Below are 25,731 nucleotides of genomic sequence, written 5' to 3'. Positions count from 1 at the left end.
GCGCGCCGGGAAAAACCGTATACCGGCCTGAGATTGACCCTTAATCTGCGGGCGATTTCACAATTGATGGAAGAGGAAGCCGGTCCTGGTTGTGCCCAAGCCCGGCCCTTTGTGGGATGGAGATCCCGGCGGAGAGTGGTCTCCGCCGGGATCAAAGAGTGGGGTAGTCGGTAGCGGCGGCTCATGGCGAAAAAGGCTGCCGCCGCCGGCGATGATTAATCGGAACTGACCGACATGCTGTTTGAGGTCGACCCGGAGCCGATGGCCACGTTGGCCGAGAGACCCACTGTGCCGGCGTTGACAATACCGCCGCCGACGTTGGAATCCTTCACCTGGATAGAGCCCATATTGGCACTCGCCCCCTTGCCAAGGGCGACGTTTGCGGCAGCGCCGACGTTGGCCTGGTTGACTGCCGCACCTTTCAACGAGCCATCCTTGATCTGAATCGCCCCCATATTGGCATTGCTGTTGCTGCCAATGGCGACGTTAGCGGCAGCGCCGATGTTCGCCTGATTGACCGCCGCGCCCTTGAGGGTGCTGTTCTTGACCTGCACCGAGGCCATGTTGGCATCGCTGTTCTTGCCGATGGCGACGTTGGCGGCAGCGCCGACATTACCCTGGTTAACGATCGCACCTTTCACCGTGCTGTCTTTGACCTGCACCGAACTCATATTGGCGCTGGTGCCTTTGCCGATGGCGACGTTGGCGGCTCCCGCGGTATTGCCGACATTGACCACCGCTCCTTTTACCTCAGAGCCCTTGATCTGGGTCGATCCCATATTGGCACTACTGTTCTGGCCAATGGCGACGTTAGCGGCACCGGCGGTGTTGCCGACATTGACGACGGCACCTTTGACATTTGAGCCTTGGATCTGGGTGGCGCCCATATTGGCGTCAGCGTTCTTGCCGATAGCGACGTTGGCGGCACCGGCGGTGTTACCAACGTTGACCACTGCCCCCTTCACCTCGGAGCCCTTGATCTGGGTTGCCCCCATGTTGGCATTGGTGCCCTGACCGATGGCGACGTTGGCGGCGCCGGCGGTGTTTCCGACATTGACGACCGCGCCCTTGACGGTGGAGTCTTTGACCTGGGTCGAACCGAGATTGGCGGCATTATCCTTGCCGATGGCCACGTTGGCTGCGGCATAGGTATTGCCGACGTTAACCACGGCGCCTTTGACGTCGGAACCTTTGATCTCCGTCGAGCCGAGGTTGGCGGTATTGCCCTGACCAATGGCCACGTTTGCCGACTGGGCGGTATTACCGACGTTGACCACCGCGCCCTTGACGGTGGAGTCTTTCACCTGGGTTGAACCAAGATTGGCGGTGTTATCCTTGCCGATCGCCACATTCGCTGCCTGGGCGGTATTGCCAACATTGACCACCGCGCCTTTGATGTCGGAGCCTTTGACTTCTGTTGAGCCGAGATTGGCGGTATTTCCCTGGCCGATGGCCACGTTCGCCGACTGGGCGGTATTACCAACGTTAACCACCGCACCCTTGACGGTGGAGTCCTTCACCTGGGTTGAACCAAGATTAGCGGTATTGTCCTTGCCGATCGCCACGTTGGCCGCCTGAGCGGTATTACCAACGTTAACCACCGCCCCTTTGATGTCGGAGCCGGCTACCGTCGTTGAACCGAGATTGGCGGTATTCTTCTCGCCGATGGCCACATTCGCCGCCTGGCTGGTATTACCGACATTGACCACCGCGCCCTTGACGGTGGAATCCTTCACCTGGGTTGAACCGAGATTGGCGGTATTGTCCTTGCCGATGGCGACGTTGGCTGCCTGGGCGGTATTACCAACATTGACCACTGCACCTTTGATGTCGGAGCCGGCTACCGTCGTTGAACCAAGATTGGCGGTATTCTTCTCCCCTATGGCCACATTCGCCGCCTGACTGGTATTGCCGACATTGACCACGGCACCCTTGACGTCGGAATCCTTCACCTGGGTCGAGCCGAGGTTGGCGGTATTATCCTTGCCGATCGCCACGTTAGCGGCCTGGGTGGTATTGCCGACGTTAATCACCGCGCCCTTGATGTTCGAACCGGCGACCGTCGTTGAACCGAGATTGGCGGTATTCTTCTCGCCTATGGCCACATTCGCCGCCTGACTGGTATTACCGACGTTGACCACGGCCCCTTTAATCTCCGAACCCTTCACCTGGGTCGAACTGAGATTGGCGGTGTTTTCCTTGCCGATCGCCACGTTGGCCGCCTGCTGAACATTGCCGGTATTGATCACCGCGCCTTGAACCTTGGAGCCCTCGACCTGGGTCGAACCGAGGTTGGCGGTGTTCTTCTCACCGATAGCAACGTTCGCGGCCTGCTTGACATTGCCGACGTTGATCACCGCACCCTTGATCTCCGAGCCCTTCACCTGGGTCGATCCCATATTGGCGGTGTTATCCTTGCCGATGGCGACGTTGGCCGCCTGCTGGACGTTGGCGGTATTGATCACCGCACCTTTAACAGTGGAGTCCTGGATCTGCGTCGAACCCATGGTGGCGGTGTTGCCCTTGCCGATGGCCACGTTCGCCGCCTGTTTAACCTCGGCGTTGTTGATGACCACACCCTTGATCTGTGATTCCTTTATATTCAGCGAGCCCATACTTGCCTTGTTGTCCTCGCCGATCGCCACATTGGCGGCTTGTGAAACCTCTGCATTGTTTGCCGCAACGCCTTCCACTGTCGAGGCGGCAAAGCCATTTGACCCGTTAAAGACGAGCAGAACGGCGGCTGCCAGCATGATCTTTTTCATCGATTCCCTCCGCGGTTGTTGAATTAACTAAGCGATCCCCGACCACCTATCATCCATGGCCTTATACCGTGTCCGGTATTGAAAAACGATCGACCTGCCACCGGCCATCCCCAAACGGTTCCCGGCGGACCAGACTTCCCCTTGATTATCTGAACATCTTTTCATTTTACATCAGGCCGGGAGGCAAAGCAAAGAGGATAAATGCCAATCAATGCCTCCGGTGCATACCCTTTAGTCTCCCGGCAAAGAAGAAAGGTTCATTTTCAGCGAAGATTTTCTCGGCCGTGATTGTTCCCCGACCGGCGGGGACCTGGGAAATATACTAAAAATAATAAGGCGGGCGAGGCAAGAAAGCAACGCGCCGGCCACACGGGGAGGGTTGGGCCGGCGGCCATCCGGAGGATATTTATAAGTCGGCCTGCGGGTCTTTTGGCAAGGCATCCGGCAGAGTCAAGACAAAGGCACGAATCTCGTCACGGACCCGGCGGTAGCAGTCACGTTGTTCTTCCACCCCGGCACCCGCCTCGGCCAGATTTTTGGCCATGGCTGGGGGATCGGCAAAGCCGACATGCAGCATCCTTTTCGCCCCGGGGAAAAACGGACAAGTCTCACGGGCCTGGTCGCAGACGGTAATGACCACGTCAAAGGGCAGGTGCCGCAGCGCATCGAGGTGCTTTGAGACCTGGGCGGAGATGTCCACCCCGACCTCAGCCATTACCGCTACCGCCTGCGGATTGAGGCCATGGACCTCAATCCCCGCCGAATAGGCCTCAATACTATCGCCCTTCAGGGCCCGTGTCCAACCTTCGGCCATCTGGCTGCGACAGGAATTGCCGGTACAGAGGTAGAGAATTTTCAATTTTCGTTGCATACGATCTCTCCGTGAGATACAGGTCCCTTGGGCAAACCCGTTTATGCCGGCAGAAACGGCTGGAGGATAAAATAGCAGCCGAGCAGAAAGATGAGACAGCCCGAAAGCCTTTTAAAGACGCGACTCCCCTGCTGCCAGGAACTGTTGGTGAGGAAAGTCTTGACCATGGCGGTTGAGCTTCCGGCCAGCACAATAGGGATGCAGTGGCCAATAGCAAATAGCACAATGAAGACCAGCCCGGTAAAGAGTTTGGCCTGTACCGAGATGACAGCAAGGATTGGCGCAATAAACCCGAAGGTGCAGGAACCGGACAGGATTCCGTAGGCAAGACCGAGGATAAAGGCGCCGGGAAGACCCTTAACCGTCAACCTGGCCATCAGGCCGCCGGACAGCGAACACCTTGCCACGCCAAGCATATCAAGGGCGACATAGAGAAGCAGAAGGCCGATGGCGATGGTCCAGTATGGTCCAATATCCCCGAGCATCCGGCCAAGGAGAGAGCAGATCAGGCCGATGGCCGCTATGGTAATGAATAATCCGCTGGTAAAGACCACCGCATAGAGGGTCGCCCGGCGTCCCTCGACAAGATGGTTCTGTCCCCCGACATAGCCGATAATCAGGGGAATTGAGGCGAGATGGCAGGGGCTGAAGAGCACGCTGACAATCCCCCAGAAAAAGCAGCCAAGGCCACCGAGCAACAGGCCTTGGCTCATCCAGGAGTTGATCGTCAGAAACACCTGATCCATGGGCTATTTCACCCCGAGTTTGGTCAACTCGGCAATGATCGCCTCTTTCTTCATGAAACCTTCATGGCGAAGCATCTCTTTGCCGCCGGCATCATAAAAAATCTGGGTGGGAATGACCCTGATACCAAACTTCTCCGCTGCTTCCGGATTGTCCCAAACATCGATAAAGACGATGGCTGCCCGGTCTTTATAGTCTTTTTCCAGGGCCTCAAGAATCGGTGCCATCATCTTGCAGGGCACGCATTTCTTGGCCCCGAGGTCGACCAAGGTCACCTTACCGGGGACCGGGAGCTGCGGGACTTCTCCGGCCTGGGCCATGAAACTGCCGAGAGTAGCGCCAATAAGGAGGCCAAGAAGACCGAGGAACAGCGCCATATATGTTTTTTGAAAACCTTGCATGGTTACCGCCTTTTTCAGAGATAGCGCAGGGCCTCTTTCATGACCTTGGCAATATTTTGATCGGTTATAAAGGTCTGGCCCTTCTCAAAACCGAGGTCGGAGAGGCGAAGATGGTGCACCTTGGCAAATCCAGCCTCCTCCAGAGATTTTTTCGCACAGTCGAGCGGGCAACCGTCGATGGCTAAAAGGGCGGTGGCCGCCTCGGTGGTCTTGAGGATGCCGCTGACTCTGCCGCCAATCCCGGCCAGGCAAAACATCTTGCCCAGGCCCTCGCGGGTCAGATTACGCGCCGCGCGGTCGGCAAGCTCGCCGACGTCGGCCGCTCCGGAACAGGAAAATATCAATCTTGGCCCAGACTTGGTGGTGCCACAACCGCAGCTGCATGGGGCTTGTACCGGTATCATAGTCTTCTCCTATAATGTTTCGTTATTTCATTGATTTAAGCATTTCCTTCAACTCGACTTGCGAGGGCACCCTGCCCACCGCCTTTACCTCACCGTCAATCACCAGCCCCGGGGTCATCATCACCCCGAAGGACATGATCATGTTGAAATCGGAGACCTTCTCCAGTTCAATGTCGATGCCCAATTCCCCCGCTGCGGCGACAACACCATCGGCAAGTTGGCTGCATTTGGCGCAGCCCGGTCCAAGAACATGAATTTTCATTGTTTCCTCCAATAATGTTAGAAAAAATAGCCAAAGAGCATACCGCTGATGGTTGCCATGACAATGACCAGGCCGACAAAGGTCACGGTTTTTTTGAGGCCGAGCACGGTATTGATGACCAGCATGCTCGGCAGACTGAGGGCCGGACCGGCGAGCAGCAGGGCAAGGGCCGGACCTTTGCCCATACCATTGGCCATCAGACCTTGCAGAATGGGTACCTCAGTCAGGGTGGCAAAGTACATAAAGGCCCCGGCAAAAGACGCAAAGAGATTGGCGGCGAGACTATTACCTCCGACCGCCCCCGCCACCCACCCGGCGGGGATCACTCCTTCGTGGCCGACCCGTCCGAGGAGGAAACCGGCGATCAACACCCCGAACAAGAGAAGAGGCAGAATTTGTTTGGCAAAGGTCCAAGAAGAGGCAAACCAGGAACCGGTCTCTCCTTGGTCTGTACTGGTAAAGACCGACAGGCCAATAAAGCCGGCGGTGAAGGCGAGAAGAGGCTGGTCGGGAAGCAGGGCAGCAAGGGCAACCACCGGCACGGCGGTGAGGGCCACCTTCCAGGCAGGCATTTTAAACCAGAGAATCAGCATCAGGGCAAAGGCGGCGGCAAAGCCGGCGGTGATTGGCCACTTATTGGTATAAATTTCCCCCCAAAGGCCGGTCATCTCCTCCGGTTTTCCCCAGTTGGCAAAGACCAGAATGCCGATCATCGCTGCAAAATATAGACTGGTCTGCCACAGAGGCCGTTTTACCTCCTCGACCGGCATGGCCATCTGGATGGCCATTTTGGCCTTTTCCTCCTTGCGAAAGATAAAGGCCATCGCCACCCCGATAATAATACTGAACAGGACAGCCCCCACCGCCCTGGCAATACCCATCTCCGGCCCGAGAATGCGGGCGGTAAGGACAATGGCCAGGACATTTATTGCCGGACCTGAGTAGAGAAAGGCCGAGGCTGGGCCAAGACCCGCGCCCATCTTATAGATGCCGGCAAAGAGCGGCAGAATGGTGCAGGAACAAACGGCAAGAATAGTCCCGGAAACCGCGGCAACCCCGTAGGCGAGTATCTTGTTGGCCTTTGCCCCGAGATACTTCATCACCGAGGCCTGGCTGACAAAGACCCCTATAGCCCCGGCAATGAAAAAGGCCGGCACCAGACAAAGCAGCACGTGCTCCCGGGCATACCACTTGACCAGGTGAAAAGCCTCAAGTATCGCCGTGTCAAAGCGAGCGGCGCCGATCGGCAGGTAAAAGCAGGCGACAAAACCGGCAATGGTCAGCAGCAGGATCTTCCATTCATTTTTCCAATTCATCGTTCTCCGCTCTCTTCATTTGGCGATATAGCCAAATATTTGGCCAAAAAAATTTACTTCATGAGATCAATATGGGTTTGCGCCGTCGCCTGAATCACCGCCTCAATGCAGGGCATGAGCTGAAGGATACAGGGAACCTTCAACCGGTAGTAGACCTGTTTGCCGCGCTTTTCGTCGACCACCACCCCGGCCTGTTTAAGAACGGTGAGGTGCTTAGAGACCGTTGAGAAATCGGCATCGATATTATCAACCAGCTCGCAGACACACTTCTCGCCAGCTGCCAGCTGCTCAGCCATCCACAGGCGGGTCGGGTGACCGAGGGCCTTCAGGACATTTGCCTTGGCCTCAATCAGGGCCTTCTCTTTTGCGTTCATCATCACCTCACGTTATCTTATTTGGTAAAACAACCAAACGTAATTGTCAAGAAAAATTCCGGGACAAGAAATGTTGTCCACAGTTTTTCATTGGTATAACGACCATCAAGGCAGCCTGGTTTTCGCCCGCAACTGCCACCATCCGACCGCCGCCATGCCCACCACCAACGGGCCAAGCCAGGCAAGACGGCTTTGATAGCGGTCGTGAGGGTTGGACAGGGCGCCACAGATAAAGGCATTGCCAAGGAGGGCAATCAGCACAAACATCGCCGCCGCCGCCAGGTCGTGCCGTCCGGACCGCATACCCCAGCCGGCCACCACCAGGAGGCAAAAAACCGAAAAGTGCGCCACCGGGACATGGAGGCGGTTGAGTGCATCAAAGAACGGTTGAGTCACACCACCCTGCTGCTGGCGTGCCTTGGCGAAGGCCTCGCCGACACGCGCTGGCAGAATATTGATGAAGACATTGCGCGTGTCATGGTGCACCTCCGCCAGCTGATCACCGGTTTTCACCATGAACATCTGCTGGGCGGTGGCCTGCAGGGCGGTGATGGCAACCGCCCCCGGATAGGCCTTCAAGCACATCTTCACCAGATACCCCAACTCGGCATCGGCGGTGCCGGTCCATTCACCGAGATCTTTAAAGGGCGATGTCCCACCCCAGAGAAATTCATCGCCGGTCTTGGGAATGCGCTTCTGCAGGCCGCATAATTTGATACCGGGAACAGGGCAATGTTCGGCCAGCCAGCGCTGAGCAATACCCGCCTGTACCAGCCGTCCGAAGATATACACTGGCCCGCCGGGGGTATAGGTCGCCTTGTTCACCAGCAGCAGATGGAGCATTGGCATGAGAACCAGACCCGCCATCACCACCGCCAGCGGCGGCAGCCAATTTACCGGCAGAGAAAGTCGTCGTTTCGACACAATAAGGCGTGCCGCAAGAATGACCACCACCAAGCCAATGGCCAGGGCCATGCCCGACATATGCGACAGCAGCCCGAGCAAGGCGACCACGGTCAAGCCGGCCCGTTCAAAGGGCCGCAATTGCTGCAGGCGAAAGCCAAGCAGCCAAAGGGCCAGCACCACCAGCGGCACCAGGGCATCGGGCATCAATTGCCCGGCAGACCAGGCAAGGCCGGTGGCAAGACTGAGACCGACGCAGAAAAACGCGATCATTTTCGGCCCCACGGCAAGGCCATGGCAACGCAGCATGAGATATACCAGCCAAAGAGTGGCCCCCGACTGCACGGCAATTGGCCCGTAAAACGACCACCAGCCAAACGACGATCCGTAAAGGAAGAGGCCATAGAACAGTGACCGGCCGGGGAGCAGGGAAATATCCAAGACCCGCCGGACATACCCGCCGGTGTCAAAGAAAACCAGGGCAAAGCCATTCCACAGGGCTGGCGCGAGAAAGGCAACCAGACTGACGGTCAGGGCGATCGTCCAGGCCATGCGGCTTGAAGGGGTAGTGGAATTGGCGGAGAAATCGGCTAGGGAGGGTATTTTGTTTGTCATTGCATTAATTTCTTTTGAAAGTAACAAAGTGACGACGATTGGCTGGGTGAAAGAACTAGCTTGCCGCAGCGGTTTTCGCAAGGACTTTCTTGTGTATAATCTAATCCCAGCGAGCTGACGCATCCTCCATGGCGCATTCGTGCAAAAAGAACCGCGCCCAAGACCTGCTAGTGCTTGCGGAGCGTCTTCTTTCTGAGGTACCATATGCCAACAAGGATACGGATTCCTGGTGCCTGCTTGATCACCTTGGTGAACCTTGCGGCATTCATTCGGCAGACTTCGGCGCCGGCCCCGGGCATCTTGTTCATCAAACAATCACTGACCGAATAGCGGTATGTATCTCGGTTACCCCTGCGACTGCCATGAACGACCACACCTTACGCGATGTTGATGCCCAGGATGCCTATATCAACCGGGAATTGAGCTGGCTGGCCTTTGCCCGGAGGGTTCTGGAAATCGCCGAAGACCCGGCCCAGCCACTCCTGGAGCGGGTCAAATTTGCCGGCATCATGGGAATGATCCTCGATGAATTTGTTATGAAGAGGCTGGGAGGACTGCACCAGAAAAACCGCACCAAGCCGGAAAAACAAAGCTACGACGGCCTCACCCCCTGCGAAGAACTGGCCCTCTGCTGGGAGGAGTTGCTGCGGCAGACGCGCATCCTCAGCGACCTGTTTGACAAGGTTCTGGTGCCGGCCCTTGGCAAGGAAGGTATCCACTTTAAAACCTACCCATTCATCGATAAGGAGGATCAAGCATTCCTCACCAAATACTTCGAGGATGCCGTTTTACCGATCCTCACCCCACTGGCCGTTGACGCTGCCCATCCCTTTCCGTTCATCAGTAATCTCTGTCTGAATATCGCCATCGTTATCACCCAGGAAGACGACCGAACCCGTTTTGTCCGCCTGAAGGTGCCGGCCAACCGCAAACGCTGGGTGGCCTTGCCCGGCAATCGCGGTTTTGTCCGCCTTGAGGAGGTCATCGCCAATAACCTGCGCCTCCTCTTCCCAAAGGCAGTCGCCTTTGCCTGCTATTACTTTCGCGTTACCCGGGCGGCCAAAGACAACCCCTGGGATCGCGCCCGTCTTGATGAACTGCAGACCGAGGACATGGAACCGGGCAGCATCATCGGCATGGTCACCGCCGAGCTGAATTTCCGGAAATTTGCAGGCATCGTCCGCCTTGAGGTCAGTGAAGATACCCCCGTCGACCTGCGTGCCTGGCTGGTAGAACAACTGGATATCGATGTCACCCAGACCATGGCCATCGGCGGCATGCTCGGCTATAAAGACCTGCTCGAACTGAAGATCGACGGCAGGGGCGACCTTCGCGATGCCCCGCATGTGCCGAAAACCCACCGGGATCTGCAAAACCTCCATCCCGATGACTGCAATGCCTTCTTCAACGAGATTAAAAGGGGCGACCTGCTTATCCATCTCCCCTACCATGACTTCGACACCTCGATCCTCCGCCTGCTGCAGCACGCCGCCAGCGACCCGAAGGTTCTGGCGATCAAACTGACCATCTACCGCACCGCCACCCAATCGCCGATCGTCAAGGCCCTGATGGAGGCGGCCCAGCGCGGCAAGCAGGTTGCCGTCCTGGTGGAGATCACCGCCCGTTTCGATGAGGCCCCGAACATCGCCTGGGGCAAGATCCTCGAACAGGCCGGGGCCCACGTGGTCTATGGCGTCGAGGGATTAAAGACCCATGTCAAACTGGCCATGATCGTCCGCGAGGAAAGCGACGGCATCAAACGCTACATCCATATCGGCACCGGCAATTACCACACCGGAACGGCGAAATTGTATGGCGATCTGGGGATCATCAGCTGCCATGAAAAACTCGGCTGGGAGGTGAGCCGGCTGTTCAACGAGCTGACCGGGGCCATTGCCGCCCAGGAATACAACCTGCTGCTGGTTGCCCCGCACAATATGCGCGATCGCTTCGTCGCCCTCATCCGCGAGGAGGTTATCAACCATAAGGCCGGTAAGCCTTCGGGGATCAAAACCAAGATGAACCAGCTGCAGGACCGGCAGATCATCCGCGAACTCTATCTGGCCAGTCAGGCCGGGGTACCGATCTCCATGAATATCCGCGGCCTGTGCAGCCTGAAGGCCGGTGTGCCGGGGCTGTCGGAGACCATCCGGGTGTACAGCATTGTCGGCCGCTTCCTCGAACATAGCCGGATCTATCGTTTTGAAAACGGCGGCGACCCGATCTTCCTCATCGGTTCGGCCGACTGGATGAAACGCAATCTTGAATCACGAATGGAAACCATCATGCCCGTGGAAAGCCCAAAAATTAAGGCGGAATTGGAAGATATTCTCGCCGTTTATGAAAGTGACAATACCTTTTCCTGGGACATGCAGCCGGATGGCAGCTACCAAAGAAGGCAGCCTGCCGCCGGCGAAACACCGCTTTCCGCCCAGCAATTTTTTGCCCATCGGCTCCGCCCGGCGGTGATTGAATAATACTATGGAAGACCAGGGCTTGATTCACGCGTTTCTCCTCGATGGCCAGGGCGGCGGACGCCCGCTCACCTGGGAGGAGGTAGAAGGCTGGACACCGGCCGATGGCCGGTTGTGGGTGCATTTCTCCTACGACGCTGACCGGGCGGTGTCCTGGATAGAGCAAAGGAGTGGGCTTGACCCGGTGGTTTCCCGGACCCTGCTCAGTGAAGAAACCAGACCCCGGTCGATAGCTGTCGGTAAAGGCCTGCTGCTCACCCTGCGTGGCATCAACCACAACCCGGGCTCGGACCATGAAGACATGATCTCGGTGCGAATCTGGGCCGAGGAAATGCGTATCATCTCCACCCGCAAGCGCCGCCTGTTGTCGGTCAGCGAAATCGCCGACAGCCTGCTTGCCGGCCAGGGTCCGGCCACCAGCGGTGGCTTTATCGAGGTGCTCGCCGAACTCCTCACCTCGAACATCGAGAGTGCCATCGACGTCATTGATGATCAGGCCTCCTCGCTGGAAGAGCAGGTTGTGCAGTCCGGCAATAAAGGGCTGCGCACCCAGATCTCGGCAATCCGCCGCAAGGCCATCCTCCTCCGCCGTTACCTTTCACCGCAACGCGAGGCCCTCACCCGCATCCAGGCGGAAACCATCTCCTGGATCAGCACCAGAGATCGCCGGCACCTGCGCGAAACCACCAATAGCCTGACCAGGATTATCGAGGATCTCGACTCCATTCACGAACGGGCCTTGATTGCCCAGGAAGAGCTGGTCAGCCTGCTGTCGGAACAGTTGAATTCGCGAATGTACACCCTGTCGCTGGTTACCGTAATTTTTCTTCCCTTGAGCTTTCTCACCGGCCTGCTCGGCATTAATGTCGGCGGCATCCCCGGCGCCGATTATCCCTGGGCCTTTGCCATTGTCGTGGTGGTCGTCTTGTGCGTCGTCTTCGGCCAGCTGCTGTATTTCCGCAAGCGGCGCTGGATCTGACAGCCTAGCCTCCTCGCCCGCCGGCAATTCCATGTGCTCATGAAGACCCAAGAAGGGGTTAAAATCTGTAGAAAAGAGCGAATTGGCACATATTGAGGCTGGCGTTGTGGTCGTAGATTCCGCCATTGGATTGATGATAGTAGACAAGTTCACTGCCCCAGTTATCGCCAAGAAGGAGGCGCGTTCCGATCTTGGAGGCCAGGAAGAAATTGCCGCCGAGATCATGCTCGGTAAATGCCGTATCCCCGCCCATAAGACCGGCTCCCAGTCCAAAAAACCAATGGAGCCTGTTATGCGGCCTGAGAACCAGCTGCGGCATAATGGTGAATTTGCCGACCGCCGGATGGGCGGTATCCGCTTCCCGGATTACCGCCATAGCCATCTCGACCACTGAGGAAATCCGCAGTTCCCCGCCGAATACCATGCGCAAGGGCATACGCTTCGTTTGATCAGACCAGCCACTCAACTCAGCTTTATAGGCCAGCGGCTGACGGACCACCATCTCATATTGCTCAATAGCAGTGTTATTAAGCAATTGCCTGGAATACCCGCCACCCATCTCAAGAGCCATAGCCGACGGGGCAAGGGTAAGAAAAGATAAACAAACGATAACGCGGAAAAAGCCAGCTGCAAGATGCATGGAAGTATCTGAGGTACCTGTCCCCTGATGGGGTTTTAGAAGAAGTCCGCCAACCGCACTGCATTGATATAGTAGTTCTGGATTTTCTCCGGGTCAATATGCAGCTGAGCAAGCTGTTCATCAAGTGCCGTCCAGTCGCAGGTCTCATAATATTCGACAAGGCGCAGATAGGGCGCGAGTCTGCCGGTCTTCATCACCAGAGCCTGGTTGACATGGGCCTGCAGGGGTAACTGACCGACGAGATGCTCCATGGAATTGTCGAGCATGGCGTCCAGCAGGGAAAAGAGCCCGAGCATAAAGAACTCGCCGCTGTCCATATTCAAGTCGATAGCGATTTGCTCAAGAAATTTTGCCCGAATCGCCGAGATCTTCAACAATTCATCGGGCTTATTATCAACCAGTCGGCTGGTGGCAATAAGCGAAATGAACATTCGCAGCCCCCGCTCGCCGAGGTAGGCAATGGCCTGCTGGATGGACGACACCGGGTGGCGCCTGCCAAAATAGGCAGAGTTGAGATAATTGACCAGCTTGTAGGATATCGACACATCCTGATTGATCAATTGTTCCATTTTCTTGACATGAAACTCCGCCCGGTTGACCTCACAGATGAGCTGCATGATCGTCATCTGCGACGGCGAGATATCCTTGTTTTTCAGTATCTCCGGTTTGGCAAAGAAGTAGCCTTGAAAATAGCTGAAGCCGAGTGCCTTGGCCTCCATGAATTCCTCGTGGGTCTCAATCTTTTCCGCCAGAAACTCACAGTTATATTGGCTTAATTGCGATAATATTTCGGCAATTTCACCGATTGGCGTAAGACGGAAGTCGATCTTGATGATCTTGGTAATCTCCAACAAGGGACGAAGATCATTGTGAAAAACAAAATCATCGAGGGCAAGCGTATACCCTTTTTGCACCAGCTCTTGACAGGCGGCGATGACCGCCTCGGTGGGCTGAACTTCCTCAAGCACTTCAACGATGACCTGCTCTCTTGGAAACATTGACGGCGTTCCCCGCACCAGCAGCTCTTCGGTAAAATTGATGAACACCACCTTGCCGCCGGAGATATGCTCAATCCCCACCGTAAAAAACGAGCTGGACAAAAGGCTTGAGGTCGCCGTCTCGCCATCGATTCCTGGGAAGGCATTGGACATACCAGTGCGAAAAAGCAATTCGTAGGCAAATAATTTTTTGTCGGCCCGGAAGATCGGCTGTCGTGCAACAAATACATCCATAGTTTGGTAGCTCTTTTTCAGACCTTGGCAGAACGCCGATTATCGGCAATCCGGGGAAAGCAGAAATTTTGCCGCGGCTTTCAAACTATTATAAACGGCTTCTTTGACCATCCACAAGGCAATGAAGTCATTTTTCTTTTTTTACCTGCCAAGGATCGCGGGACGCGACAGGAAAATGCCGGAAAACTACAACACCCCTTGTTCTTGATACCATAAAGCGGTCCGGCGCAGTCCCTCCTGCAGACCATATTTCGGGGTGTAACCGAGCAGTCTTTTGGCCTTGGAGATATCAAAGGAGCGGCTCTTGGTGAAGAAATCGACGCGACGCCGGTAGATGGGCGGATTAATTCCCAGGGGGATACAGATCTTCTCACAAAGTGAGCCGATCAATTGAAAGGGCAGGGCCGGAATATGCACCTTGACATCCGGGCTGCCGGTTATCCGGGCGATGGTCGAAAGCAGATCGTCGAGAATCATGTTCTCATCGCCGCCGATGATGAAGGCCTCGCCGATCGCCTCCGGCCTTTCCGAGGCAAGGATGAAGCCCTGCACCAGATCGTCGATATAGACCATGTGGTAGAAGATTTTGCCGGTGCCGATGACCGGGGTAATTTTTTTGACCGCCAGCTTAAAGAGCTTGAGAAGCCGTAAATCACCAGGTCCGTAGATGGCCGTCGGCCGGACCACTGACAGAGCAAGACCGTTCTTTACGGCAAACTCACGGGCCATCAGCTCCCCTTCAAGTTTCGTCCGTTGGTAGATATCAGCAGGGGCATAGGGTGCCTCCTCGTTTGCCGGCGGCACTTTAATGTCGCCGTGCACCCCAACAGTACTGCAGTGGACAAAACGTTCGACGCGGTTTTTCACCGCCGCCTCCAGAAGATGCCGGGTGCCCACGACATGGATATCGTGATAATCCTTGTCAACCGAACCCGCCGTGCGAAACATCGCGGCGATGTTGAAGACCTTGGCAACGCCTTCTACCGCCCTGTTAACCGCTTCCCGGTCTCTGATATCCCCTTCATAAACCTCAAGGCCCGGCTGGGGCTCAAGGGCCACACGAGCCGTGTTGCGCACCAATAACCTGACCTGATGACCGTCCTGGAGGAGTCTTTTACTGAGATTGTGGCCGGTAAATCCGGTGCCGCCGGTTACGAGTATCTTCATAAATTCCTAACAAATAAGAAATCCCTGCGTTGGAGAGTAGATGGAATCAGAGCTGGGTGCCGCCCGCAAAGATTTCCAGCACCACCGCTTCCACCTCGTAATTGAGGGTAATAGCGACCAGGACCGTGCGGTACATGGCCTGCAAACCTCTGGAAACCTCTTGGTAAAACCGTTTTAATTTCACTTTGAAGGCCGCAAGAGAATACTTTTCCCGGGCAACCTTGCCACCCTTCTTGCCGAGTTGATCGCGCAATTCCGCATCGCCCAGCAAGCGCACCATGCCGCCGGCCATGCCTTCCCTGGTCGGCTCGACCAGGCAGGCGAAGGCCTCCTGCAGCACCTGGGTGTGGGTCGGTAGATTAGTGGCCAGAACCACCTTGCCCGAATCGAGGTAGGAATACAGTTTCATCGGGGTGTTGTCGCCCTGAATCCTCGGCGATAGCAGGATATCGGCCTGGGCCAGATAGTACCCGAGGAGGGCAACCGGTCGTGGTCCGCAAAAATAGGTGTGGTTGAGAATATCCAGTTCCTCGGCATATTTTTTATAGGCAGCGATGGTCTGTTCCGTGCCGCCGATGATCACCACATTGCCTTGGCAACCCTGTTGCAGGGCCAGCTGAAAGCCCTCCAGAAGAAGGTCAATACCTTGGTATTTTTCAAGATTCCCCACATAAAGCATTATCGGCCCGGAGATATTATAGCGTTGCCGCAGCAACTCATCGGCGCAGGCCGTTGTTTCCAGAAGGCTGACATCTTCAAGACGGACCACGAGTTTATCGGAGGAACAGGCCAGGGCGATATCCTCCAGGGCCTTACACACCGCCACCACGCCAAAGCTCTCATTGATGACCAGCCTCTCGAAGAATTCCAGGAGTCGCCGCAGGGGCCGGAGAAAGGAAAACTTCTCGATAACCTGGGCGGCCAGGGAGGAATCCATATCGTAGATATAGGGGGTGCCGAAGATCTTTTTCATCACCAGGGCCATGAAGGCCGATTCCTCGACAGCATGAATAATCTCATAGCGATAGCGGCGATGCAGCTGAATAGCCTTAAAGAACATGAAGACATCACACAGCAGTTTTTTCCAGGACAGCGATGGCGGGATATTATTTACCCCCCATATTTTGGGAATCCGGTGCAAGACTACCCCGGGGATATCGATGTCCTCCCCTTCATGATATACAAGTAGATGGACGCTGTGGCCGAGCAGGGCAAGCTCCTGCGCAAGTATCCTTACAGCAATCGGCGTTCCCCGATTCTGGAAAAACGGCTGGGGGGAAAGTATCAGTATGTTGCGTGTTGCGGGTGTGGTCTCTGACAAAATTGTACTCCTCAGGAAAAAAACTCGGACGGATAAAACATTATCTCTCGCGGTTACTCCTGAAAATTATTGGCGAACCGAACAATCGGGTAATGCCGGTAAGCTGAAAACAGCGCTCCAGACCCATTGACAGATTTTTATTGCCGAGCTTACGGTGCAGCACCATGGGCAGAAAAAACTCCGGTCGAAAAACCGGTGGGCCAAAGCCGTTCTCGGCGGTTGCAGCGGCAATCTCGGCCCTGGAAAAAAGGGTGAAGGGCCGGGTATTGCCTTCCATTTTCTTCTTCATATTGAAAAGCAGTTCATAAAGAATGTTCGTCGATCGCCGGTCAGGATAATCAAAGATCACGCATTTGTCAGCTACTCGGCTCAGTTCGGCGATAATTTCCCGCCATCTGCTGACATGGGGAAGAAGCCGGAAGGCCATGACCACGTCAAAGGAACGATCGGCGTAGGGCAAGGCCAGGGAGTCGCAGGTCTGATAGGTGAACGACCCCGGGGCAAGTCTTTCGTCAAGGCGTGTCCGGCAACTGTCGGCACTGCCGGTAACCGTCACCGTATAGCCATGTTGTATCAGCGGCTCGGCCAGCTGGGCATGCCCGCCGCCGACATCGAGAACCCGCGCTCCGGGTAAATCCCCGAGAAGATTAAGGGTTATCTCCGCCTGCATGGCAAGGAAGTATTCGCCCGCCGCACCGCTGAAGCGTGCTGCGTATTCGGCCGTCGCCGTTTCTATATCGGCGGTTTCTAAAAACATTGCTGTCTGCCTCTATTCTGAAGTATTGCAAAGACCTTTTGCACATCATCGATCTGCCGCTGCTGCTCCTCGGCATCCCACCCCAACTCCGCCGCCATTGCCCCTGCCACCAGAAAGAGAAACTCCCGGGACGGGCATTCGGCGGCAGCGAGGTTGGTTCGTCTGAACACGACGTCGGCCAGGTGCAGGGCCATCTCCTCGTGGATAAAGTACTGCAGCTCGCAGGCGAGAAGGGCCGGTTCATCGGATATCCACAGCGCCCCGCCGTTGCCGCTTTTGGGGTAGTTTTTGGCGATATAACCAAAGACCTCGCGCCACCTTGTTCCATACCGGAGGCTGAGATGTTTCTTGATCACCTCGAACCCCCAGCCGAGCTGGCTGATCGCCGGCCCAAAATCGAGGTTGCGCGGCGGCACGGCGACATAGCTGCCCTTCTTTCTTTTGCCCAGCCACCGGTTGCCTGAGAGAATTCCGACCATCTTCCCGGCGATGTCCGGGGCCGTGGTGTACTTGACCCCCTTGATGGAAAAAAGACCGTACCGGCCATCCTGTGGGCCATGATCGATGATCAGCGACGACTTGTCAAGCTGCACCGAATCGGCGCCGCTGTCGTCGCTCTCTTTGATGGGCAGGAGGCCGGCATGATAAAACGACACATCATCCATGCCAAGGTGGCCGTGCGGATAGATCTTGTTGATATCCTCCAGGACCTTCGCCACCTCCTCCCGCGCCAGGGAAAAGCCGTCGGCCGTACCATGATAGGGGGTGTAGGTCGTGCCGATCATGGTATATCTGCCCTGCCAGGGCACAAAAAAGAACAGGCGTTTGCCGCGCTTAATCAGGGCGTCCTTGTCGGTGAACTCGGTGTAACCCTCAAGCCCTACCGCATAGTCCTGAAAGAGCTGTTTCTTCACGACAATATTGACGGCGGTCGCCCACAGCTGACGGCCTTTCCCTGCCTGCCCGCCACCGAGTCCTTCCAGCCATGGACCGGTGGCGTTGACCACCGTCTGGCAGCCGACCCTGAACTCCCTACCGCTCGCCAGATCGCGGACCTGCACCGCCGCCACCTGGTTGCCGGCCATGACAACATCGGTGGCCTCGACATAATTGAAGGTGGCCGCTCCATAACGCGCCGCTTCCTTCAGATATTCGAGAACCAGCCGCTCACTGTCGACAACGATGGCATCATGCCAGATCGCCCCGCCAGTCAGTCCGGCCTCAGCGATACCGGGGACGATCCATTTCACCGCATCACGGGGAACCGACGAACCGCAGGGCAGATGGTTTTCGGGCGGCAGACCCTTATTGCGATCAAAGGCAATCAGATCATAGATAGCAAAGGCAAGGCGCATCATCTCCCGCCCTTTGATGCCGTGACCATAGGTGGGCATCAGGCAACGGAGCGGTTTGACGAGGTGCGGTGCCAGGGCCATCATCTGGCGCCGGGAAACTATCGATTCGCGCATTCGCGGCAGATCACCGTGCTGCAGATAGCGGATACCGCCGTGGATAATTTTCAGGCTATTGGCCGAGGTGGAATGGCCGAAATCGCCTTTTTCCAAAAGGGCCACCCGGTAGCCAGCCCGCACTGCTTCATAGGCGAGGACGGCACCGTGAATCCCGCCGCCGACAATGACGAGGTCAAACTGGGTCGACTGGAGTTGGTTGAAATCCCTGTTCATTGTTACAACATATCAAAATTTGGCAAAAAGCGCGCACAGTCGGCCAAACCCCGCAGCATCGAGGATCCGGTACCTGCCACGCCCGAAAACGCGCGTCCATACATAGCAGACTTAGCCCTGAAAATAAATAACTATATCGGCGCCAGGGACGTGGCTGAGCAGAGGGTTCACCGAAAATCAGGCTTTACCGGCAAGCATATCCCTACCAAACTGTTCCGCTTTGGCAATTTCATCCGGTAAGCCAAGGACCGCCTTGCGGGTATCGACGCCCTTGACGAGAAACTCGCCGCCATATTGGACGTCCATGGCATCAAAGATATATCTGGCGGTCAGAATGCTGCAGTCAAAAATCTTCGGTCCTTTGGTAGCCGAGGTGGAAAGAAGATAGCCCTTGCGGCCCTCACCCTGACGAAACCTCTCTTTCAGCAGATATTTCCGCGACCAGCGTGCCTGAAACCGGTCACCGCAGATCTTCGCCTGGGCCGACAAGGCGTAGAAATAGACCGGGCTGACGAGGAGTATCCGGTCAGCCTCGTCGGCCGCCTGGTAGATCTCCGTCATGTCGTCCTTGATGACACAGCTGCCGGTTTTTTCGCAGCCGCCGCAAGCCTGACACGGCCTGATACTTAGCTCGTTCAACCGCTTGTATTCAACGGTTCCGCCGCCCGCCTCAATCGCCCCGGCTACCGTGCGGGCCAGGGTCTCGCTGTTGCCTTTGCGGGGACTGCCCAGGAGTACCAGCAATTTCATATTGTTATCTCCGTTTTTCATTTAAAAATACAACTCTTGGCACACCGCAAGGGCATGCGTTTCATGTGAGCTGACAAGTTGCTCAACCGATCATTAGCTGCAGTCATTTTGCTCGACTGTGCCCCCTTCTTGCTAGGACTTTACCATTTCTTCAAGTTCTCTGTCAGCTCAATTATTTTCCTTGGCGAAGATGCCAATATTGCATACATATATAGTATACATTTATTTTGTCGCCCATTTTTATTGGCCTTGCCGTCTGAGTATTCCTTGTAATTCTCGCCGGCCGCAAGTATTTGCCTTGTACAGGAATGAGATTTATTGTTAAATAACCCGATGAAGACCGTTTTTGCCAACATCTTTGCCATCAAACGCTATGCCCTGCACGATGGCCCGAACATTCGAACGACCATCTTTTTCAAGGGTTGTCCGCTCGCCTGCCATTGGTGCCATAATCCGGAGGGAATTGATTTCGACGCCAAAATCCTTTTCCTGGCGGAAAAATGCGTCGGCTGCGGCGAATGTGTCAACCACTGCCCGGAAAGGGCTCTGCACCACACCACCCAGGGCATCAATCGCGCTCAAGATGTCTGTGCCTCCTGCGCTTCCTGTGTGGCGATCTGCCCGGCCCTTGCCCACGAGTCCACCGGCAAGAAGATGAGCATCGCCGAGATCGTTGCTGAAATATCCAAGGATCTGCCGTTTTTTGACCAAAGCGGTGGCGGTATAACCTGCTCAGGCGGTGAGCCACTATGCCAGCCGGAGGCCCTCCTCGCCTTGCTGCAGGCCTGCGGCCATCTGGGCATCCACCGGGTCGTCGATACCAGCGGCTTCGCGCCAACGACAACCCTGCTCGATATCGCCCGGCACACCGAGCTCTTTTTATACGATATCAAACATATGGACAGCACAATCCACAAACGGTTGACCGGCGTCGCCAATGACCTGATTCTCGCAAATCTCAAGGAACTGTATCAGGCGGGACACGCGGTCAGGGTGCGCCTGCCCCTCATCCAGGGCATCAATGACGGTACCGAAAATATCGCGGCAATGGGCGCCTTTGTCGCTGCCTGCCCTGGGGTGCAGGGCATCGACATCCTGCCCTACCATCCTTCGGCTACCGCCAAATACCGCAAACTCGGCCGGGTTTATAAAGGGGAGACCTTCACCGCCCCGGACCGAGAGCACATTGATGCTATTGCATATTCACTGAGAAATTTCACTGATGACGTCAGTATCGGAGGATAGAATGAACAGCAGGATACAAAAACTGCGGCAAGAAAGTTTTGCCGCGCAGCCATCAATCTCCATAGAGCGGGCCCTTCTTGAGACCGCCTTTTACAAGGAAAATAACGGCAAATACTCCCTGCCGGTGCTGCGGGCCAAATGCTTTCACCATCTCTGCAGCCACAAGACCATCCATATTGGCGAAGGCGAACTGCTGGTCGGCGAGCGCGGCCCAGGACCAAAGGTAGTGCCGACCTTTCCGGAACTGACCTGCCACAGCGCCGAGGATCTGCGCATTCTCAACTCCCGGGCCATGGCCAGCTACCGGGTGACGGATGAAGACATCCGCCGCTACGAAGAAGAGGTCATCCCCTATTGGCAGGGCCGCTCGATGCGCGACCGCATCTTCCAGGACGTCCCCGCCGAATGGCGCGTTGCCTATGAAGCAGGCCTGTTCACCGAGTTTATGGAGCAGCGGGCGCCTGGCCACACCGCCCTGGACGGCACCATTTATAGCATGGGCATGGTTGATTTTAAGGCAAAGATCGCCGATCGGCTGCGCCGCCTCGATTTCGAAGGCGATCCGGCGGCAGCCGACAAGGCTGAACAGCTGCGGGCCATGGATATCGCCTGCGATGCGGTCATTGTCTTTGCAAACCGCCACGCCGACCTTGCCGAGACCATGGCCGCGGCCGAAAAGGACCCGGAGCGCCGCGACGAGCTGCGCCGCATCGCGGCGATATGCCGGCGGGTCCCCGCCGAAAAACCGCGCACCCTGTACGAGGCCCTGCAGATGTACTGGTTCGTCCACCTCGGCACCATCACTGAACTAAATGGCTGGGACGCCATGACCCCCGGCCATATCGACCAGCACCTCCAGCCGTTCTATGAAAGGGATCTAGCCGAGGGAATTCTCACCCGCGACCAGGCCAAGGAACTGATCAGCTGCCTGTGGATCAAGGTCAATAATCATACGGCACCGCCAAAGGTCGGGGTCACCGCCAAGGAAAGCGGCACCTACAACGATTTCACCCAAATCAATCTCGGCGGCCTGAACCGGTCAGGCGCCGATGCCTGTAACGAGGTGTCTTATATCTGTCTGGAGGTCTCCGACGAACTGCACCTTCTGCAACCGCAGCCGAGCGTCCATATCAGCAGCAAAACCCCGGACCGCTTCCTCAAGGCCGCGACCAGGGTCATTCGCAAGGGCTACGGCTATCCGTCGGTGTTCAATAGCGACGCGGTGGTCATGGAGCAGGTGCGGGTTGGCAAGACGGTTGAGGATGCCCGGGAGGGCGGCACCAGCGGCTGCATCGAGACCGGCGCCTTCGGCAAGGAGGCCTATATCCTCACCGGATACCTGAACGTCCCGAAGATCTTAGAGGTTACCCTCAATAACGGCCTCGACCAGTTGACTGGCAAGATGATAACCATCGCCACCGGCGACCCGGCCACCTTCACGACCTTTGACGAGCTGTACCAGGCATTCACCCGCCAGCTCCAATACGTCGTCGATCTGAAGGTCCGGGTCAACAACTACATCGAGCGGATGTACAGCAAATATTCACCCGCCCCCTTCCTGTCGGTGGTCATCCATGACTGTATCGAAAATGGCCGGGATTACTATGACGGCGGGCCGCGTTACAACACCAACTACATCCAGTGCTGCGGCATCGGCACGGTGACCGACAGCCTGTCGGCGATCAAGACCCATGTCTTTGACGACGGCAGCCTGCCCATGGCCAGACTGCTCAGCGCCCTGCGAAACAATTTTCAAAATGATGAGGCTCTGCGGTTGAAACTCCGCAACAAGACCCCGTTTTTCGGTAATGACGACGACCGGGCCGACACAATTATGCAGCGGGTATACGAATCCTTGTTCGCCGCCATCGACGGCAAACAGAATACCAAGGGCACGGCCTACCATCTGAACATGCTGTCCACCACCTGCCATGTCTATTTCGGCAAGATGCTCGGCGCCTCGGCCAATGGCCGGTTTGCCGGTCTGCCGGAATCGGATGGCACCTCGCCCTCACACGGTGCTGATCGGCAGGGGCCAACAGCGGTCATCAAATCACTGAGCAAGATGGACCAGCTGAAATCGGGCGGCACCCTGCTCAACCAGCGCTTTTTGCCGAGCGTGCTCGCCACCGACCAGGATCTCGACAAGCTCGCCGGCCTGGTCCGCACCTACTTCACCCTCGGCGGCCACCATATCCAGTTCAACGTCGTCGACAGCAAGACCCTGCGCACCGCCCAGGAGCATCCCGACGAATACCGCAACCTGCTGGTCCGAGTGGCAGGCTACAGCGATTACTTCGTCGATCTCGACCGCGAACATCAGGAGGAGATCATCAGTCGCACCGAGCAGGAATTAGCTTAGGTGTATTACCGCCGGCACAAGAGCACGAAAGATGCCTTGTGCCGGCGATGACTCTCAACTCTCTTCTATGCCTTCAAGCTTCCAATTCTGGGTGCCGGTAGCTCTTGCCCAAGTCCACTCTTCTTTGAATTTCACCGGCTCGGTCATGCTGCCGGAGACGAGTTGGCCTGTCTTGTCGTCAACCGTATAATCGAGAAGGTTGGCGGTAAACAGCACAGTGACGAAATCTTCGCGGCCGTCGCTACCCGCCTGAACGATCTCCACCCCACGAATGGCAATGGACTCCAACTTGTTGATATGGCCCTTACTGCGCATGTCGACAAATTGCTCTTCATACTCCCGGGCCAACTGCTCACCGAGAAGATGCCGATAGGACTGGAGATCCCGCCGCATCCATCCCGCCTGCACCTGGAAGAAGACATCCGAGGCCACTTCGGTGAAATAGGTCGGATCAAAATTCCTGTCGCTCTCCTTGATCTGCCGAAGGCCATCGTCTACCAGGTTTTCGCCGATAACCGGAGGCGGTGGCGGCTGAGAATAACTACCAGCCCCGCCACTCAGGATGTTTGGTACCTGAACTCCCTGCCGGCTATATTGACTTGGCGTCGCATTGCCGGCACCTTGCCTGGCCTTGGCAAATTTTCGGTAGAGAAAGAATCCAACACCGCCGAGAATCAGCAAAGGGAGGATTCCCATACCGGAGCCGCCGCCGCCAAACATCGAGCCAAAGAGCATTCCGCCGATGGCGCCACCGAGAAGACCGCCCATCAGGCCACGACCAAAGCCGCCACCGGCGGCAGGTGCCGTTGCCGGTGTGCTGGCCGGAGTCTTGCTGGGGCTTGAACTGAAGGACTTCCCGCCCGATTTGGAGCGGGCATCGGCGTAATCGGTGGTTAGTCCACCTTCAATGAGGGCAAAGGCGATAAGCAACATAAAAATCGGGGTAAATCTCTTCCATAACCTGGCCATGATCTAATTTCGTCTCCTTTTAAAGTATTTAGAATGGTTGCAACTGTCGATGGGCAGCCTGAAGGGATGAGCATACCAAGAGAAGTTTCTTAGAACAAATAGATAATTACAGCACAATAATTCGATAATATCGAATTATTGTGCTGCCCCACATAACAACCAACTATCGGAAGAAACCTGAAAAAGAGAAAGGGCAACCAGCTTCCTGGTTGCCCTTGGTTACGAAACAGGTGCGCCAATCAGTATCAGCTTCGCGTTGCCTCGGCGATGGCGTCGCAGACATAGCCGATATTGGCCTCAGTGAGACCGGCCAGATTGATCCGGCCCCCGGCTACTACGTAGATGCTCTTATTGGCCCGCAACCACTGGACAACTTCATCGGACAAACCGCTGAAGGAAAACATGCCGCGCTGGCTGGTGATCGAGGAGAAGTCGCCTTTGACGCCCCGGGCGGTCAACCCCTCAACCAGGGCAACGCGCATCGCCTTGATGCGGTTGCGCATCCCGGCCAGTTCGGCAAGCCACTGCTCCCGCAGCTGCGGTGTGGAAAGAATGGTGGCGACAACCAGCCCGCCGTGGGCCGGCGGATTGGAGTAGATGACCCGAATGGTGGCCTTCAGATGGCTCATCGCCACCGCTGCCTCCGCGGCGTTTGGCGTGACGATGGTGATGGCGCCGGTACGCTCGTTGTAGAGACCGAAATTCTTCGAGTAGGAGCTGGAGATGCAAAAATCAACACCGGTGGCGGCAAAGGCCTCAATGCCCGCGCGGTCGGCCTCAAGACCTTCACCAAAGCCCTGATAGGCAAAGTCCATAAAGGGCACCCAGCCCTTTTCGGCGCTGATTGCCGCTACCTTTTGCCACTGTTCGGCGTTCAGGTCAACGCCACTCGGGTTATGGCAGCAGGCGTGCAGCAACACAATATCCCCGGCGGGAACGGTCTGCAGATCTGCGATCATCCCCTGAAAATCGAGGGACTTGGTGCCGGCATTGTAGTAGGCGTACTCGGCGAGGGGAAATCCGGAGGTGGTAAAAACGCCCTTATGATTGGCCCATGTCGGCTTGCTGATCCATACCTTGGCATTGGGATAAAATTTCTTCAGCAGGTCGCCGCCCACCCGCAGGGCACCGGTGCCGCCTGGGGCGTGGGCGGTCACCGCCCTGCCGGAGGAGATAACCTCGCTGCCCTCACCGAAAATCAGTTTCTGAACCTCGGTGGCATACAGTGGATCGCCGGAAATCGGCAGATAGCTTTTCGTACTTTCCTGGTCAAGCAGGAGTTTTTCGGCCGCTTTGACGCAATCCAGTATCGGCGTCTTGCCGGCCTCATCCTTATATACCCCTACGCCCAGATTGACCTTCTTTGGGTTTGGATCCTTTCTGAACGCATCGGTCAAGCCAAGGATAGAATCGGCGGGTGCTGCAGTTATATTTTGCCACATGATAAATAGTACCTCCAAAAATGGTCTGCGAATGTTGAAAATCCGAGGCGATA

At 56.3% G+C, this 25,731-nt stretch carries 22 protein-coding genes; 4 read left to right on the top strand and 18 right to left on the bottom strand.

All coding sequences use genetic code 11. The annotated features are described in order from the left end of the window. Positions 1 to 215: 215 nt before the first annotated feature. The 9 genes from OEL83_14030 to OEL83_13990 form a co-directional block, all read right to left on the bottom strand. Positions 216 to 2,765, bottom strand: a complete 2,550-nt coding sequence (locus tag OEL83_14030; protein ID MDK9708157.1) for a hypothetical protein — start codon at positions 2,763 to 2,765, stop codon at positions 216 to 218. A gap of 406 nt (positions 2,766 to 3,171) precedes the next feature. Beyond that, positions 3,172 to 3,636: an arsenate reductase ArsC gene (locus OEL83_14025; GenBank protein ID MDK9708156.1), complete on the bottom strand. Its 465-nt coding sequence runs from the start codon at positions 3,634 to 3,636 to the stop codon at positions 3,172 to 3,174. A gap of 41 nt (positions 3,637 to 3,677) precedes the next feature. After that, positions 3,678 to 4,382: a cytochrome C biosynthesis protein gene (locus OEL83_14020; protein ID MDK9708155.1), complete on the bottom strand. Its 705-nt coding sequence runs from the start codon at positions 4,380 to 4,382 to the stop codon at positions 3,678 to 3,680. 3 nt (positions 4,383 to 4,385) lie between these two features. Further along, the gene (locus OEL83_14015) at positions 4,386 to 4,781 is read right to left on the bottom strand and encodes a thioredoxin family protein (protein ID MDK9708154.1); all 396 of its coding nucleotides are present in this window, start codon (positions 4,779 to 4,781) and stop codon (positions 4,386 to 4,388) included. A gap of 14 nt (positions 4,782 to 4,795) precedes the next feature. Continuing rightward, a complete protein-coding gene (locus tag OEL83_14010; protein MDK9708153.1) occupies positions 4,796 to 5,185 on the bottom strand; it encodes a putative zinc-binding protein in 390 nt (129 codons plus the stop codon). A 22-nt stretch (positions 5,186 to 5,207) separates the two neighbouring features. Beyond that, positions 5,208 to 5,447 (bottom strand): thioredoxin family protein, encoded by a 240-nt coding sequence (locus OEL83_14005; GenBank protein ID MDK9708152.1) that lies wholly within the window; start codon positions 5,445 to 5,447, stop codon positions 5,208 to 5,210. Positions 5,448 to 5,464: 17 nt separating this feature from the next. Then, positions 5,465 to 6,763: a permease gene (locus OEL83_14000; GenBank protein MDK9708151.1), complete on the bottom strand. Its 1,299-nt coding sequence runs from the start codon at positions 6,761 to 6,763 to the stop codon at positions 5,465 to 5,467. Positions 6,764 to 6,816: 53 nt separating this feature from the next. Next, positions 6,817 to 7,140, bottom strand: a complete 324-nt coding sequence (locus OEL83_13995) for a metalloregulator ArsR/SmtB family transcription factor (GenBank protein MDK9708150.1) — start codon at positions 7,138 to 7,140, stop codon at positions 6,817 to 6,819. Positions 7,141 to 7,242: 102 nt separating this feature from the next. Then, on the bottom strand, positions 7,243 to 8,655 hold the full coding sequence (locus tag OEL83_13990) for a hypothetical protein (GenBank protein MDK9708149.1): 1,413 nt from the start codon (positions 8,653 to 8,655) through the stop codon (positions 7,243 to 7,245). Between the two features lie 128 nt (positions 8,656 to 8,783). Between OEL83_13990 and ppk1 the strand changes: the two genes are divergently transcribed. Together ppk1 and OEL83_13980 are read left to right on the top strand one after the other, a co-directional pair. Beyond that, positions 8,784 to 11,132 carry a polyphosphate kinase 1 gene (gene ppk1 / locus OEL83_13985; GenBank protein MDK9708148.1) on the top strand — a complete coding sequence of 783 codons (2,349 nt, stop codon included), beginning with the start codon at positions 8,784 to 8,786 and terminating at the stop codon, positions 11,130 to 11,132. After that, the gene (locus tag OEL83_13980) at positions 11,125 to 12,108 is read left to right on the top strand and encodes a zinc transporter ZntB (GenBank protein ID MDK9708147.1); all 984 of its coding nucleotides are present in this window, start codon (positions 11,125 to 11,127) and stop codon (positions 12,106 to 12,108) included. The genes ppk1 and OEL83_13980 overlap by 8 nt, the downstream gene beginning before the upstream one ends. A gap of 58 nt (positions 12,109 to 12,166) precedes the next feature. On the opposite strand, the gene OEL83_13975 is transcribed toward OEL83_13980, so the two are convergent. From OEL83_13975 to OEL83_13945, 7 genes are all read right to left on the bottom strand, one after another. Then, positions 12,167 to 12,748 carry an acyloxyacyl hydrolase gene (locus OEL83_13975; protein MDK9708146.1) on the bottom strand — a complete coding sequence of 194 codons (582 nt, stop codon included), beginning with the start codon at positions 12,746 to 12,748 and terminating at the stop codon, positions 12,167 to 12,169. A gap of 35 nt (positions 12,749 to 12,783) precedes the next feature. Then, positions 12,784 to 13,980 carry an HDOD domain-containing protein gene (locus OEL83_13970; GenBank protein ID MDK9708145.1) on the bottom strand — a complete coding sequence of 399 codons (1,197 nt, stop codon included), beginning with the start codon at positions 13,978 to 13,980 and terminating at the stop codon, positions 12,784 to 12,786. A 186-nt stretch (positions 13,981 to 14,166) separates the two neighbouring features. Beyond that, positions 14,167 to 15,147 carry an NAD-dependent epimerase/dehydratase family protein gene (locus tag OEL83_13965; protein MDK9708144.1) on the bottom strand — a complete coding sequence of 327 codons (981 nt, stop codon included), beginning with the start codon at positions 15,145 to 15,147 and terminating at the stop codon, positions 14,167 to 14,169. A gap of 46 nt (positions 15,148 to 15,193) precedes the next feature. Next, on the bottom strand, positions 15,194 to 16,468 hold the full coding sequence (locus tag OEL83_13960) for a glycosyltransferase (GenBank protein ID MDK9708143.1): 1,275 nt from the start codon (positions 16,466 to 16,468) through the stop codon (positions 15,194 to 15,196). A gap of 40 nt (positions 16,469 to 16,508) precedes the next feature. Continuing rightward, positions 16,509 to 17,225: a class I SAM-dependent methyltransferase gene (locus OEL83_13955; protein MDK9708142.1), complete on the bottom strand. Its 717-nt coding sequence runs from the start codon at positions 17,223 to 17,225 to the stop codon at positions 16,509 to 16,511. Continuing rightward, the gene (locus tag OEL83_13950) at positions 17,216 to 18,910 is read right to left on the bottom strand and encodes a glycerol-3-phosphate dehydrogenase/oxidase (GenBank protein ID MDK9708141.1); all 1,695 of its coding nucleotides are present in this window, start codon (positions 18,908 to 18,910) and stop codon (positions 17,216 to 17,218) included. Before OEL83_13950 ends, OEL83_13955 begins: the two co-directional genes overlap by 10 nt. A 177-nt stretch (positions 18,911 to 19,087) precedes the next feature. Continuing rightward, the gene (locus tag OEL83_13945) at positions 19,088 to 19,660 is read right to left on the bottom strand and encodes a flavodoxin family protein (GenBank protein MDK9708140.1); all 573 of its coding nucleotides are present in this window, start codon (positions 19,658 to 19,660) and stop codon (positions 19,088 to 19,090) included. A 318-nt stretch (positions 19,661 to 19,978) separates the two neighbouring features. On the opposite strand from OEL83_13945, the gene OEL83_13940 reads away from it, so the two are divergent. Together OEL83_13940 and OEL83_13935 are read left to right on the top strand one after the other, a co-directional pair. Beyond that, entirely contained in the window at positions 19,979 to 20,905 is a 927-nt protein-coding gene (locus OEL83_13940; GenBank protein MDK9708139.1) for a glycyl-radical enzyme activating protein, read from the top strand. Position 20,906: 1 nt separating this feature from the next. Then, positions 20,907 to 23,267 carry a glycyl radical protein gene (locus OEL83_13935; protein MDK9708138.1) on the top strand — a complete coding sequence of 787 codons (2,361 nt, stop codon included), beginning with the start codon at positions 20,907 to 20,909 and terminating at the stop codon, positions 23,265 to 23,267. Positions 23,268 to 23,321: 54 nt separating this feature from the next. Here OEL83_13935 and OEL83_13930 read toward each other — a convergent pair whose 3' ends face one another. Both OEL83_13930 and OEL83_13925 read right to left on the bottom strand, forming a co-directional pair. Beyond that, positions 23,322 to 24,236 (bottom strand): Tim44 domain-containing protein, encoded by a 915-nt coding sequence (locus OEL83_13930; GenBank protein MDK9708137.1) that lies wholly within the window; start codon positions 24,234 to 24,236, stop codon positions 23,322 to 23,324. 245 nt (positions 24,237 to 24,481) lie between these two features. Further along, on the bottom strand, positions 24,482 to 25,678 hold the full coding sequence (locus OEL83_13925) for an aspartate/tyrosine/aromatic aminotransferase (protein MDK9708136.1): 1,197 nt from the start codon (positions 25,676 to 25,678) through the stop codon (positions 24,482 to 24,484). Between the last annotated feature and the right edge of the window lie 53 nt (positions 25,679 to 25,731).

This window comes from Desulforhopalus sp., assembly GCA_030247675.1.
GTDB lineage: Bacteria > Desulfobacterota > Desulfobulbia > Desulfobulbales > Desulfocapsaceae > Desulforhopalus_A.
Note: the sequence above shows the minus strand (reverse complement) of the source record. Positions and strands in the feature narration are given on the sequence as shown.

Coding starts and splice junctions, on each gene's coding strand:
- OEL83_14030 (MDK9708157.1), bottom strand. CDS start 2,765: ATGAAAAAGATCATGCTGGCAGCCGCCGTTCTGCTCGTCTTTAACGGG.
- OEL83_14025 (MDK9708156.1), bottom strand. CDS start 3,636: ATGCAACGAAAATTGAAAATTCTCTACCTCTGTACCGGCAATTCCTGT.
- OEL83_14020 (MDK9708155.1), bottom strand. CDS start 4,382: ATGGATCAGGTGTTTCTGACGATCAACTCCTGGATGAGCCAAGGCCTG.
- OEL83_14015 (MDK9708154.1), bottom strand. CDS start 4,781: ATGCAAGGTTTTCAAAAAACATATATGGCGCTGTTCCTCGGTCTTCTT.
- OEL83_14010 (MDK9708153.1), bottom strand. CDS start 5,185: ATGATACCGGTACAAGCCCCATGCAGCTGCGGTTGTGGCACCACCAAG.
- OEL83_14005 (MDK9708152.1), bottom strand. CDS start 5,447: ATGAAAATTCATGTTCTTGGACCGGGCTGCGCCAAATGCAGCCAACTT.
- OEL83_14000 (MDK9708151.1), bottom strand. CDS start 6,763: ATGAATTGGAAAAATGAATGGAAGATCCTGCTGCTGACCATTGCCGGT.
- OEL83_13995 (MDK9708150.1), bottom strand. CDS start 7,140: ATGATGAACGCAAAAGAGAAGGCCCTGATTGAGGCCAAGGCAAATGTC.
- OEL83_13990 (MDK9708149.1), bottom strand. CDS start 8,655: ATGACAAACAAAATACCCTCCCTAGCCGATTTCTCCGCCAATTCCACT.
- ppk1 (MDK9708148.1), top strand. CDS start 8,784: ATGGCGCATTCGTGCAAAAAGAACCGCGCCCAAGACCTGCTAGTGCTT.
- OEL83_13975 (MDK9708146.1), bottom strand. CDS start 12,748: ATGCATCTTGCAGCTGGCTTTTTCCGCGTTATCGTTTGTTTATCTTTT.
- OEL83_13970 (MDK9708145.1), bottom strand. CDS start 13,980: ATGGATGTATTTGTTGCACGACAGCCGATCTTCCGGGCCGACAAAAAA.
- OEL83_13965 (MDK9708144.1), bottom strand. CDS start 15,147: ATGAAGATACTCGTAACCGGCGGCACCGGATTTACCGGCCACAATCTC.
- OEL83_13955 (MDK9708142.1), bottom strand. CDS start 17,225: ATGTTTTTAGAAACCGCCGATATAGAAACGGCGACGGCCGAATACGCA.
- OEL83_13950 (MDK9708141.1), bottom strand. CDS start 18,910: ATGAACAGGGATTTCAACCAACTCCAGTCGACCCAGTTTGACCTCGTC.
- OEL83_13945 (MDK9708140.1), bottom strand. CDS start 19,660: ATGAAATTGCTGGTACTCCTGGGCAGTCCCCGCAAAGGCAACAGCGAG.
- OEL83_13935 (MDK9708138.1), top strand. CDS start 20,907: ATGAACAGCAGGATACAAAAACTGCGGCAAGAAAGTTTTGCCGCGCAG.
- OEL83_13930 (MDK9708137.1), bottom strand. CDS start 24,236: ATGGCCAGGTTATGGAAGAGATTTACCCCGATTTTTATGTTGCTTATC.
- OEL83_13925 (MDK9708136.1), bottom strand. CDS start 25,678: ATGTGGCAAAATATAACTGCAGCACCCGCCGATTCTATCCTTGGCTTG.